General features: G+C 69.6%; 11 protein-coding genes, 1 pseudogene and 1 CRISPR repeat array. Of the genes and pseudogenes, 6 read left to right on the forward strand and 6 right to left on the reverse strand.

From position 1 onward, the window contains the following. Positions 1–828: 828 nt before the first annotated feature. Both ABZ635_RS26500 and ABZ635_RS26505 read right to left on the reverse strand, forming a co-directional pair. Positions 829–951 (reverse strand): annotated as a pseudogene (locus ABZ635_RS26500) (DUF397 domain-containing protein); the annotation flags it as partial. A 74-nt stretch (positions 952–1,025) separates the two neighbouring features. Then, complete coding sequence (locus tag ABZ635_RS26505) at positions 1,026–1,532, reverse strand: hypothetical protein (protein WP_357769904.1); 507 nt, start codon at positions 1,530–1,532, stop codon at positions 1,026–1,028. Between the two features lie 590 nt (positions 1,533–2,122). On the opposite strand from ABZ635_RS26505, the gene ABZ635_RS26510 reads away from it, so the two are divergent. Further along, positions 2,123–2,248, forward strand: a complete 126-nt coding sequence (locus tag ABZ635_RS26510) for a hypothetical protein (RefSeq protein ID WP_357769906.1) — start codon at positions 2,123–2,125, stop codon at positions 2,246–2,248. A gap of 205 nt (positions 2,249–2,453) precedes the next feature. Here the strand turns inward: ABZ635_RS26510 and ABZ635_RS26515 are convergent, their stop codons facing one another. Continuing rightward, positions 2,454–2,726 carry a hypothetical protein gene (locus ABZ635_RS26515; protein WP_357769908.1) on the reverse strand — a complete coding sequence of 91 codons (273 nt, stop codon included), beginning with the start codon at positions 2,724–2,726 and terminating at the stop codon, positions 2,454–2,456. A 142-nt stretch (positions 2,727–2,868) separates the two neighbouring features. Further along, positions 2,869–4,239: direct repeats of the CRISPR family, unit length 29 nt; unit sequence CGGTCCATCCCCACGTGCGTGGGGCTCAC. Between the two features lie 156 nt (positions 4,240–4,395). Here ABZ635_RS26515 and ABZ635_RS26520 point away from each other — a divergent pair. Then, positions 4,396–5,259, forward strand: coding sequence for an AAC(3) family N-acetyltransferase (locus ABZ635_RS26520; protein ID WP_357769910.1), 864 nt, complete (start codon positions 4,396–4,398; stop codon positions 5,257–5,259). A gap of 44 nt (positions 5,260–5,303) precedes the next feature. Then, on the forward strand, positions 5,304–6,323 hold the full coding sequence (locus ABZ635_RS26525) for an HAD-IIA family hydrolase (RefSeq protein WP_357769912.1): 1,020 nt from the start codon (positions 5,304–5,306) through the stop codon (positions 6,321–6,323). Positions 6,324–6,329: 6 nt separating this feature from the next. Here ABZ635_RS26525 and ABZ635_RS26530 read toward each other — a convergent pair whose 3' ends face one another. Next, entirely contained in the window at positions 6,330–6,683 is a 354-nt protein-coding gene (locus ABZ635_RS26530; protein WP_357769913.1) for a single-stranded DNA-binding protein, read from the reverse strand. A gap of 290 nt (positions 6,684–6,973) precedes the next feature. Here ABZ635_RS26530 and ABZ635_RS26535 point away from each other — a divergent pair, with 290 nt between their 5' ends. After that, complete coding sequence (locus ABZ635_RS26535; RefSeq protein WP_357769922.1) at positions 6,974–7,978, forward strand: MBL fold metallo-hydrolase; 1,005 nt, start codon at positions 6,974–6,976, stop codon at positions 7,976–7,978. A 52-nt stretch (positions 7,979–8,030) separates the two neighbouring features. Next, on the forward strand, positions 8,031–8,951 hold the full coding sequence (locus ABZ635_RS26540; protein WP_357769915.1) for a GNAT family N-acetyltransferase: 921 nt from the start codon (positions 8,031–8,033) through the stop codon (positions 8,949–8,951). Here ABZ635_RS26540 and ABZ635_RS26545 read toward each other — a convergent pair. Both ABZ635_RS26545 and ABZ635_RS26550 read right to left on the reverse strand, forming a co-directional pair. Next, the gene (locus ABZ635_RS26545; RefSeq protein WP_357769916.1) at positions 8,948–9,349 is read right to left on the reverse strand and encodes an NUDIX domain-containing protein; all 402 of its coding nucleotides are present in this window, start codon (positions 9,347–9,349) and stop codon (positions 8,948–8,950) included. The two genes, ABZ635_RS26540 and ABZ635_RS26545, sit on opposite strands and share 4 nt — an antisense overlap. 50 nt (positions 9,350–9,399) lie before the next feature. Further along, complete coding sequence (locus tag ABZ635_RS26550) at positions 9,400–10,089, reverse strand: hypothetical protein (protein ID WP_357769918.1); 690 nt, start codon at positions 10,087–10,089, stop codon at positions 9,400–9,402. A gap of 27 nt (positions 10,090–10,116) precedes the next feature. On the opposite strand from ABZ635_RS26550, the gene ABZ635_RS26555 reads away from it, so the two are divergent. Further along, entirely contained in the window at positions 10,117–10,878 is a 762-nt protein-coding gene (locus ABZ635_RS26555) for a hypothetical protein (RefSeq protein WP_357769920.1), read from the forward strand. Positions 10,879–11,501: the final 623 nt, after the last annotated feature.

Consider the following 11,501-nt stretch of genomic DNA (forward strand, 5'->3'; position numbering starts at 1 on the left):
GATCTCCCAGAGCCCATCGGGCAACACATCGCTCACAGGACGTGATCATGCCAGGCTCAGGAGCATCTCGCAGGGCTTTTGAGATGAGCTCTAAGAGTCAGGCGCTCTCCGTCGATATCCGTGTAAGGATTTACAACTCATGGGGCTATGGCAAGTGGAGTGACAATGCGTTTCTACACCGGTACCTGAACTGACCCGCCCCGCTGAAAGCGAGGTGCATTTGACGCCCCGGACGGGTCCGACACCCGACTGACGTCCCGGGTCACCCGGTGGGACGGTCGAGATGCTCCGCCCAGCACCCACGCGGTGTGGTGGTGACCCTCAGCGGCAGTCAGCAGCTCGGGGATGCAGACCAGCACCGTGTCAGCGGCACGCGCCACGTCGTTCATGACCACCCCGCCCGCGAAGACGGTCATCATCTCCGGGGAGTTGGTGAACCCGTCGGCGACCTCTCCGCACTGGTCGGCCTCCCGGCGCAGGACGCGGGCGGCCTTCGCGAGCGGGACCCGGATGGCGGTCCATCCCCACGTGCGTGGGGCTCACACCCGGCCACTTGTGCATGAGGTAGCCGATCGCGGTCCATCCCCACGTGCGTGGGGCTCACTCCGCGATCGTCGCCAGCGTCGGTGCCAACCCCGGTCCATCCCCACGTGCGTGGGTCTGACGAGACGACCGGTTCGGGCACCCGTGGTGATGATGATCTGACAGAGAGCAGCACCATGACCACTGATGAGACGTTGCGGGCGTGTGCTGACGTGGGGCGCGCCGGGCTGGAGTCCATGCATCTTCAAGTCTGTGGTGCGTGTGGCGGGTGGGTCTCTAGTTGTGTCAGCGGCAGGTGCGGATGAGCGCGGAACATTGGCATCTGGTGATGTCGAGATGGCCGAGGCCTCGGTTCTGCGCGTCTCGCACGAGGGTGGCGGTGGGGGTGTCGGCTATCTCGACACAGTTCGAGCCGTTGGGACCTTAGCTGGACTTGAAGAAGGTGGGTTCACCGGTGGCCGAACCCGCCACCTCGCGGCTTTCTACGCCGCCCCGTAGGTGACGATAGCCTCCGCCAGCTTCTCCTTCAGAACACCGACGCGAGACGCGTGAGATCCTCCGGGGCCACCGAAGAATGGATCATCGGAAGGAAGCGGAGCCAACGGTAGTTCTGTGATGAACTCGCCCGGGAGATCGCGCTCGAAGACCTTCTCCCGGTAGATACGGCCCACCTCTCCGCTTTCCAGGATCAGAACGCGGCTGGGGGCTGCCCAGGTGGTGGGGGTGCGGCTAGCTGTGCCGGTGCTCAGTACCCAGCACCGCTCTTGACGGACGGCCTTAAAGCCCCGGCGTTCGTAGAGATAGTCGGCGAACATTGCCCCGGCGCGCACCTGCACGAATTGCTCCGACCGTGGGGCTACGCGTAGACGTTTCACGGCCTCCCGCGCAAGCTCCTGAATCTCAACTTCTTGGTCTACTCGGAGCCCCGGGCTCTGTGCTTGTTGCTCCTGTTTGGCTCTGGCTGCGGTCACCGCGTCATCGAGACTCATGGGGCTCAGGGTAGGGCCGCCGACACGATGCGCACAGGTGGGGAGTTCCGATGTCCGCACCTGGCCAGTGGTTACGGTGCTGCCACGGCGCTGATGAACGGGATGCTGAACGAACTGGTGTCTGGCCGACCGGATGTCACGCTGTCGACGGTGGACGAGATTCGGCCGCGACAAAGGCAGCCACGGGGAACACACAGCAGAGGTACGCCCTGGTCCAGGTGTCCGCGCACCCGCGGCTGCGGAACGTGGAGCGGACCACGGAGATCATGCTCGGATTGAAGGCCCAGGCGCCGAGTGGTCTCGGCAGGAGCGGGAGATCGCGGAGTTCCTCGGTGTCACTGGCTGACCAGCAGCGATGCCACGAAGCGTGGCAGTTCTCAGGCTTGGTTCTGGGAGGTGACACGTCTTGTGTCCATAGCTCCGGTGCCACTCTCCGTACCGTCAGGGAATCAACGCCGACCATGTGGATCGGCACTCGGCGCGAGGATGACGGGACCGAGCCGACCAACATCTGCGACACCTCGGATGCGCTGGACGTCGCGATGGCGAACCGCAGCTGTGGAGTGGGCGGATGTCAGGAAGAGAGAACGATGGCCGTGGCTGAAGAGAGCATTAAGGAGCATGCCCGTCGCCTTCTCCACGAGGGGGCGGAGCAGCACGAGGAGAACAAGCGCGAGCTGGAGGAGATCGAGCGCCGCAAGCAGGACTCCCAGTAAGCGTCTGCCCACTACCCCCGGACGGAACTCACGAACTCCCGTGCGGCTCCCCTTCGGAGAGCGCGCGGGCCCAGACGCCGAGACGACATCCGTGAGGGCATGTGGTGGCGGGGGTCAGGAGTTGCGCCTCCCGGACCCACCAACTTCCGGCCCCGGTCCACCCCCACGTACGTGGGGGTCACCCTTGATGGGGCGAGGCTTGTCGTCATTCCGCCTTCTTGCGCGCGGCGGTCGTCTTGCCTTCAGCGATGCCCTGGGCGCGAGACCGGCTGATGCCGAGCTCTGCGGCGACGTCTGCGTGCGAGAGCCCGTCGGCGCGCATCGCCTGGACGGCTTCCTGTCGCACTTCGCGTAGTGCGCGCTGTAGATCGGGGACGTGGGTGAGCATGTCTCCGGCTGTGCGTGCACGGTCGGCGGCATCATCGATGCTGGCCAGAGCAGTGGTGATGGCGGCGATGTGGTCGTCTGCGAAGCTCATACGGAAGTGTACCGCCTAGGCTTCATATGTCATGCCTAGGCGATGCACTGAAACGCCTAATGGAAGTCGCCGAGTGGGCTTAGTGATCGCGACCATCATCTCCACTACCGCTCAGGTGTTCAGCCGGGCACGCGAGCGCAAGCGGTCCATCCCCACGTGCGTGGGGCTCACCACTTCCCTAGCTTCTCCCTGACCGTGTCCGGCGGTCCATCCCCACGTGCGTGGGGCTCACCGAAGAGCGTAGGACACTTCCTCCAACTCACGCGGTCCATCCCCACGTGCGTGGGGCTCACGGCAGTGTTGCGGGAGCGGCCCATCCGGGAGACGGTCCATCCCCACGTGCGTGGGGCTCACCCGGGCAGATCGCAGTGGGCAAGGAAGTCCTCCGGTCCATCCCCACGTGCGTGGGGCTCACAGCGGCGTGTACTCGCGACGGTTGGGGTCGTGCGGTCCATCCCCACGTGCGTGGGGCTCACCATGATCGCCAGACCGATGATCACGGTCACTCCGGTCCATCCCCACGTGCGTGGGGCTCACGCGGAGATGCACGCGAACGTCGTGCCGTTGGTCGGTCCATCCCCACGTGCGTGGGGCTCACACGATGACGACCACACCGCTGGCGGCCTGCTACGGTCCATCCCCACGTGCGTGGGGCTCACGTTCAGACCAGTACGGCCTGTTCGTCCTGCACCGGTCCATCCCCACGTGCGTGGGGCTCACGTGACTCTGGAGTACCCGGGCGAGATCGCAAGCGGTCCATCCCCACGTGCGTGGGGCTCACCAGGTCAGACCCAATATCACCAATAACATCATCGGTCCATCCCCACGTGCGTGGGGCTCACGGAGAGCGCACGTCCGGGAGACGACCGACGCCCGGTCCATCCCCACGTGCGTGGGGCTCACGGAGAGCGCACGTCCGGGAGACGACCGACGCCCGGTCCATCCCCACGTGTGTGGGGCTCACTCCCTGGTGTGCCGTCCCTGGCTGGTGGGCCAGGGTCCATCCCCACGTGTGTGGGGCTCACGGCCCGCCGGTGCGCTAACACCGGCGGGCCCGCGGTCCATCCCCACGTGCGTGGGGCTCACGGGATCTCTCCGGCGGCGACCATCTCCCCGGCCGGTCCATCCCCACGTGCGTGGGGCTCACAGGTACGCGGCGTCTACAGCACCGATCTCCACCGGTCCATCCCCACGTGCGTGGGGCTCACAATCTGGTCACGGGAAAGCAGAGCCATGATGGCGGTCCATCCCCACGTGCGTGGGGCTCACCATCGTTCTCGCTGTCGCCATTCTCCTTTTGGCGGTCCATCCCCACGTGCGTGGGGCTCACACCGCCCAACGGCTGCGCACCCTGCGATCACTCGGTCCATCCCCACGTGCGTGGGGCTCACTCTCTCAGACATAGGGGGTTCCGCGTAGGGATCGGTCCATCCCCACGTGCGTGGGGCTCACGTCGAATCGCGCTGGTGTCCCTGCGGTGACGCCGGTCCATCCCCACGTGCGTGGGGCTCACGCTTCACGACCTGCGACAACGCGGGCCGTTATCTCCGCTTGACCTACGGCCGAACGGGAAATCGCTCCAGTCCGCCACGACAGCACTGGCCTCACGCGCGTACACACTGCGAGCATGTCCCCAGTCCCCCGTGTCCGTCAACACAGGAGCGCTGCCATGCCCACACCCCCCGCCCCGACGGACGGTCCGCGCACCGCCTCCTCCCTCACCCTCCACCTCACCCATCTGGGCGTGGCCCCCGGGGACACCCTCCTGGTGCACACCTCGCTGCGCTCGCTGGGCTGGGTCTGCGGCGGCGACCAGACCGTGGTGCGGGCCCTGCTCGACGCGATCGGCCCCACGGGCAACCTCGTGGTCCCCACCCAGACCATGGACAACACCGACCCCTCCGGCTGGGAGAACCCACCCGTCCCCCAAGCCTGGTGGGAGACCATCCGCGCCGAATCGCCCCCGTTCGACCCGGCGCTCACCCCCAGCGCCTACATGGGACGCGTGCCCGAACGGGTCCGCACCTGGCCGGGCGCCGTGCGCAGCCCCCACCCGCAGACCTCCTTCGCCGCGCTGGGCCCGCGAGCCGCACACCTCATGCACCCGCACCCCCTGGAGTCCGCGCTCGGCGAAGCCTCCCCTCTCGCCCGGCTGGAACGGGCCGACGCACGGGTCCTGCTCCTGGGCACCGGATACGACTCCTGTACCGCCTTCCACCTCGCCGAGTACCGCGTGCCCCGACCAACCACGGCGACATCCTCCTGCGCGATCCGCACCCCGGACGGCGACCGGAGATGGACCACCTACACCGGCGTCGCCCTCGACGAAAGCGACTTCCCCGCCCTGGGTGCCGACTTCGAGGCCACCGGAGCGGTGACCGTCGGACGTGTGGGATCGGCGACAGCCAGGCTGTTCCCCCTCCCCCAGGCGGTCGCCTTCGCCACCGGGTGGCTCGTCCAGCACCGCCAGGCGTCGGAGCTGCGACCGAACCCACACCGGGCCGCAGGCGGCGACGAGCTCCCGGCGACCTAGCCTGGAGGGGACCTCTCCCTCCTCACGGAATCGGACCACGCGCCATGTCCCTGCAGGCAGCAGACCGCCCGCTCAACGAACTCCACGACGCGATGCTCCTCGACCTGGACGGAGTGGTCTACATCGGCCCCGCGGCCGTGCCCGCCGCCCCCGAGGCGGTCGGCAAGGCCCGCGCCGCCGGAGCCCGGGTCGCCTTCGTCACCAACAACGCCGGACGCACCCCCGCCCGTATCGCCGAACACCTCACCCAGCTGGGCGTTCCCGCGACCCCCGAGGACGTCGTCACCTCGGCCGAGGCCGCGGCGCGCCTGGTCTCCTCCCGTTTCCCCGCAGGCTCCGAGGTGCTCGTGGTCGGCGACACCGGGCTGCGCCAGGCCGTGCGCCGGATGGGGCTGCGCCCCGTCACGGTCGCCTCCGACGAGGTGGTGGCGGTCGTCCAGGGCTACTCCCGGTCCATGAGCCGCGACCTCCTCGACCAGGGAACGCTCGCCGTGTCCCGGGGCGCGCTCTACGTGGCCAGCAACTCCGACGCCACCGCACCCACCGAATGGGGGGTCACCCCCGCGAACGGCTCGTTCGTACGGGTGATCGCGCACGCCACCGGGGTGGAACCCATCGTCGCGGGCAAGCCGCAGCGCCCCCTGCACGAGGAGGGCATGCTGCGCACCGGCGCGAGCAACCCCCTCATCGTGGGCGACCGGCTGGACACCGACATCGAGGGCGCCACCGTGCACGGAGCCGCCGGACTCCTGGTGTTGTCCGGGGTGGCCACAGCGCGCGACGCCCTGGCCGCGCCCCTCCACCAGCGCCCCCGTTACCTGGCGTGGAACGTGTCGGGGATGAACGAAGCCCATCCCGGCCCGGTGCGCCGCGTCGACGGGGACACCGCGCGCACCGAGTGCGGGGGGTGGACGGTCACCGCCTCCCGGGGGGCGGTCCGGATCTCCGGGAGCGGCGACCGGCTGGACGGCCTGCGCGCGCTGTGCGCGGCGGTCTGGGCGGACGAGACGATCGACCCCGCGGGGACCTCCTCAACCGAGGCCCTCGCCGCCCTGGGCTGGTAGTCCCCCTCACGTTGCCGCCTCTCCCACCCGCGAGGCGGAGTCCGCCTCCACCTCCAACACGCTGCGGATTCCGTTCCAGCCGCGCCAGGCGCGACGGCGCAGGCCACCGGTCACCCGGACGAGGTCGCCGACCCGCCACGCGGCGACGGCGTCGCACAGCCGCGGGTCGAACGACACCAGAGTCACGGAGTCGGCCCGGGTACGCGGGTGCCCCGCCGTCTCGGGGCGGGCCACGCAGATCCGCCAGGTCACCAACCGGTCTCCGCTGGGGAGCTCGCGCTCGCGGGGCGCGGCGGTGACCCGCCCCACCACGAGGACCTCGTTGCGGTGGCGGTCGGTCCGCGATCGGGGCGACGGCACCGATCCAGCGGACCGCGCGGGTACCGCCGAGGGGGCACCGGACGTGGAATGGACGGGCTTCGACGACGCGGGGGCGGGAGTGGGTTCGAGCACGGGAGCGAGCCTTTCCGGGAGGGGCCTGGTGCGCGCGCTGGTACCAGGATGACCCGGGCGCGGGCGGAGGGAAAGGGGTATCCGGGGGCTGTGGACAACCGCGCGACCCCGCCGTCAGCTGCCGTGACATCCTTGTCCTAGAGTCGGAACCGGTCCGTGGCGGACCACAGGACGCTTGAGGAAGAGGGGTGCCCGCCGTGCACGACGACGTGGACGTCAGCGGTCTGCCCGAGGGGATCACCCCGCTCGGGAACGAGATCTACGCGATCGACACGATGCTCGCCGGATACCCGGGGGTCGTGTCCGCCTACCTCATCCGCACCGAGAGGCCCTGCATCGTCGAGGTGGGCACCGCCGGTTCCGCCCCGGTCCTGCGCGACGCCGTCATCCGCCTGGGCCTGGCCCCCGAGGACCTGGCCACCATCGTGGTCACCCACATCCACCTGGACCACGCGGGCGGCACCGGGGACATGGCCACCCTGTTCCCGAACGCGGAGATCGTCGTGCACGAGCGCGGCGCCCGCCACCTGGCCGACCCGAGCCGTCTGATGGCCAGCGCGAAGATGGTGTGGGGGGACCGGCTGGAATCGTTGTTCGGCCACATGCACCCGACCGAGGCGGCGCGCATCCGCTCCGTCGCCGAGACCGGCGAGATCGACCTCGGCGCGGGCCGCAGGCTCGTGTCGCACCACGCCCCCGGTCACGCCAAGCACCACATGGGCCTGGTGGACACCGTGACCGGCGACCTGTACGTCGGCGACGCCCTGGGCGTGTACAACCCCCTCACCGGGGACCTACGCCCGGCCACCCCGCCGCCGGACTTCGACATGGACGCCTGTCTGCGCACCCTGCGCCTGTTCGGCGACATCGGCGCGCAGCGGCTCATGTTCTCCCACTTCGGCGCGCACGACGCCGTCGCCGAGACCATCGACCGCGCCGAGAGCGAACTCCGCCTGTGGGTGGAGACCGTCCGCGACTCCCGGGACACGGGCGGGGACCTCGACCACGCGATCGCGATGGTGCGCGACAAGGTGATCAGCCGCTATCGGCCGCTTCCGCCCGAGGCCTCCGCGGGGACCGCGGCCGTCCTGGACACGCTCAGCGGCCCGGAGGCCAACGTCAGCGGCATCGTGCACTGGTTGGACCGACTCGCCCAGGAACAGGCCGAGGCCCGACGCCGGGCCGAGGAGGAGCGGGCCTGAGCGGCCGGAAAACCACGTGTGGCCCCGCGACCACTCGGGGTAGCCTCCCGGCATGACCCCCCAGATCCGCGTCATCCACGCGTCCGAGGCCGCCCGTGCCCACGCGCTCATCCGCGAGGCCCTGCCCTGTCTGATCATCACCGAGGAGCACCTGCGGTGGCGGCTCTCCCACCCCCTCCCAGGGGCGCGGGACGTCCGACTGGTCGCCGTGGACGGCGACACCGTGGTCGGGCATGTCCTGAGCCGTCTCCAGACCGCCCACGACGGGACCCGCACGGGCCGGAGCCTATTCGTCGCCGTCGCGGAACCGTACCGCGGCGGTGGTCTTCCCAGGCGGCTCCTCGAAGCGTCGGACGCCCGCCTGGTCTCGGAGGGTGCCACCGTCCTGCGAGCGGTGAGCGGGCAGGACGGGAGCACGTCCTTCCACCGGGCGGCCGAGGAACTGGGGTACGAACCGGAGGGGGAGGCTGAGGTCCTGGGGCTCGACCTCGGCACACTGCCCGACCGCGTCCCCGCCCCGGAGGGCTTCGAGCTGCTCGCTTTGAGCGCTCTCGCCGACCCCCGTCCGGTCTTCGAGCTCGACAGGGCCGCGGACGCCGACGAACCCGGTGAGTCCTCCGTGGCGTTCATGCCGTACGAGGAGTGGCTCGACGCGGTGTGGAACAACCCGCTCACGGACCTGGACATCAGCATGGTCATGCTGCACCAGGGCGCGCCGGTGTCGTTCTCCGCGTACTCGTCGGACCGCGCCACCCGGGTGGGGTCGGCGATGACCGGAACGGCCCGCGAGTACAGGGGGCGGGGCCTGGCCACCCGCACCAAGGTCGCGGCACTGCACGCGGCCAGGGATCGCGGCGCCACCCACGCCTTCACCCTGAACCACGTGGACAACGGGCCGATGCTGGCCATCAACCGCCGACTCGGGTACACGACGTTCGGGGTCGAGCTCACACTCGTCAGGAAGCCCGGCTAGCGGGCGCCGGGAAGTTCGAGGTTGCGCAGCAGGTGCGCGTAGATGCCATCGGGCCAGGACAGCTCCTCCTCCGGGGGGAGCTGGTCGAAGGCCCGCACCTCGACGGTCTCGAACTCTCCGCTGAGGGGCTCCAGGGCGACGACCCGCGCGTGCGTGACCACCGTGGTGTGCCCGCCGGACAGCACGTAGTACCCGAGTGACGTCACCTGTCCCAGGGTGGCCCCGGCTTCCTCCCGTGCCTCACGGCGGGCGGTGGCGACCAGGTCCTCCCCGGGTTCGCGGTGTCCGCCGGGGAACTCCCAGGCCCGGTTCCGGTGCCGTACCAGGAGGGGGCGTTCCCCCAGGTAGGTCAGGCACACCACCGAGTCGTACCGCTCGGGGACCCCGCCCAGGTACACGGCGGCGCCGCCGAGTGGCTCTCGGCCACCCGACGGCGCCCCGTCACGGGTCAGTCGCGGTCCCTGCGACGCTCACGCGGAGCGGAGGCCTCGGCCTCGGCCGCCGCCTCGTCCGCCTCCTCCTCGACATCGGTCCAGACCACGCCGTCCTCGACGTCGCTGTCGACCAGCTCGACGCCCTCGATCGCGGCCAGCCGCTCGTCGGCGTCGGTGACGCCCTCGCGGTCGACGGAGGAGGCACGCGCGAAGTACTCGCGGGCGTCCTCCTTGCGGCCGAGCTCCTCCAGGACGTCGGCGTAGGCGTAGAACAGGCGCGCCACGTACGGGCGGGCCCTGCGCTCCTTGAGCTCGGGCACCTGGAGTTCGGCGAGGGCGGCCTTGACGTCGCCCATGTCGCGGCGGGCTCCGGCCGCGACGATCCGCAGCTCGATCCGCTCGTCCGCGTCCAGGTCCTTGGCGGCGGGGTCGTTGGTGATCTCCAGCGCCCGCTCGGGACGGCCCAGCCCGCGCTCGCAGTCGGCCATGATCGCGAGGAAGGTGTCCCGACCGCTCATGCGGCGAGCCGCGCGCAGGTCCGACAGGGCTTCCTGCCACTTGCCGACCGTGTAGGCGGCGATGCCGGAGGCCTCTCGCACGGTGGGCAGGCGGGAGGCCTTCCTCCGCGCGTAGGCGGCGTGCTTGTAGGCGCGCTCGGGGTCCTCGTCGACGGTGATGCCGGCGGCGACGATGTGCTTACCCACCAGCTCGGCCAGGGACTTGGGTAGCGAGTGCAGGTCGCGCTTGGTGTCCTTGTCGAGCTGGTCGAAGGTGGCCTCGTCGGGCAGCGGCGGAGCGATGTCCGCCGGGTCCCGGTCGTCCCGCCGCTCGAACTCACGCGCACCGCCCTGCCGGTCCCGGTAACCACCGCGTCGGTCGTCGCGATCCCTACGATCCCCACCGGGACCACCACGGTAACCACCACGATCCCTGGAACCACCCTGGCGATCGTCACGACGACCACCACCGGAGCCACCCCGGTAACCACCACGATCCCCGGACCCGTCCCGACGGTCCCGGTCACCCCGGAAACCTCCCCGGTCGCCGCCGGGTCCGCCCCGGTAACCACCGCGTCGGTCGTCGCGATCATCCCTGCGATCCCCACCACGGTAACCACCACGATCCCCGGAACCACCCTGGCGATCGTCCCGACGGTCCCGGTCACCCCGGTAGCCGCCCTGACGGTCGTCACGACGACCACCACCGGAGCCACCCCGGTAACCACCGCGGTCGTCGCGACGGTCGCCACCTCGGAAGTTACGGCGATCGCCGCCTCCGTGGGACCCACTCCTGTCGTCCCGAGAGCCCCTGTAGCCAGACCGGGAACGGGACTCGTCTCCCCGTCCGCGACCGCCAGGCTCACCGGAGCGGCTACCGCTGTGGTCGTGTGCTCCGGAGTCCTCGCGGTCTCCCGATCGGCTGTCCTCAGTCATCCAACCCGTCCGTCAACACTCAAAAGCGCTGCCACCTTGAGCAGTAGCAGCGCGTCATAGTACTCGTGCCTTCCAGCTTACGACATGGCGTAGGCACCCATCACCAAAGCCGCAGTACACGACCAGTCACACCCTTGTGGAACCGTGCACCCCAGGGAGTTGTCATCCCCCCATCACGTGCGGTAGTAAGCCGCACGGCGCAACGCACCCCGGACACAGCGGGGTACAAACCTGCGGGTACGCGCTTTCCCGGGGAGAGCGGGTTGGCCGTAGAGCGGCAAGCGGGCGCTCGGACGGCGGGGGTCTTTACCAGTCCGGGGGACACGCATCTCTCGAACACATCAGTCGTCCTGGGGGGTGGCCCGGTGCCGTGCTTGGCCCTGAACCGCCAGTCGTGTCACACGAGAGCACGTCCGCCAAGTGCGGTCCGGGCAGAGCACCATCCACACACCCCGCCCTGAATGGAGTCCTCAACACACAAGGGGTACGCAGTAACCCGCACAGAACCTACAGGCCCAAAGGGATAAACGGGTTGGCCGTAGAACCCTCGCGCTACAGCAACCACAGCCCCTGTACCCACAGCTCACCTCAACCACAGACCCCAGAACACACCCACCCACCATTCACAAACGCACAAACCCCAACAAAAAAGAGAGGAAAGAGAAAGAACCCACCCAACGGCG

Origin of the sequence: Nocardiopsis sp. NPDC007018 (assembly GCF_040635075.1) — a bacterium.
In the GTDB taxonomy this organism is placed as follows: domain Bacteria; phylum Actinomycetota; class Actinomycetes; order Streptosporangiales; family Streptosporangiaceae; genus Nocardiopsis.

Bases quoted from the DNA above. Each gene is read 5' to 3' on its own strand.
- ABZ635_RS26505 (WP_357769904.1), bottom strand. From the start codon at position 1,532: ATGAGTCTCGATGACGCGGTGACCGCAGCCAGAGCCAAACAGGAGCAA.
- ABZ635_RS26510 (WP_357769906.1), top strand. From the start codon at position 2,123: ATGGCCGTGGCTGAAGAGAGCATTAAGGAGCATGCCCGTCGCCTTCTC.
- ABZ635_RS26515 (WP_357769908.1), bottom strand. From the start codon at position 2,726: ATGAGCTTCGCAGACGACCACATCGCCGCCATCACCACTGCTCTGGCC.
- ABZ635_RS26520 (WP_357769910.1), top strand. From the start codon at position 4,396: ATGCCCACACCCCCCGCCCCGACGGACGGTCCGCGCACCGCCTCCTCC.
- ABZ635_RS26525 (WP_357769912.1), top strand. From the start codon at position 5,304: ATGTCCCTGCAGGCAGCAGACCGCCCGCTCAACGAACTCCACGACGCG.
- ABZ635_RS26540 (WP_357769915.1), top strand. From the start codon at position 8,031: ATGACCCCCCAGATCCGCGTCATCCACGCGTCCGAGGCCGCCCGTGCC.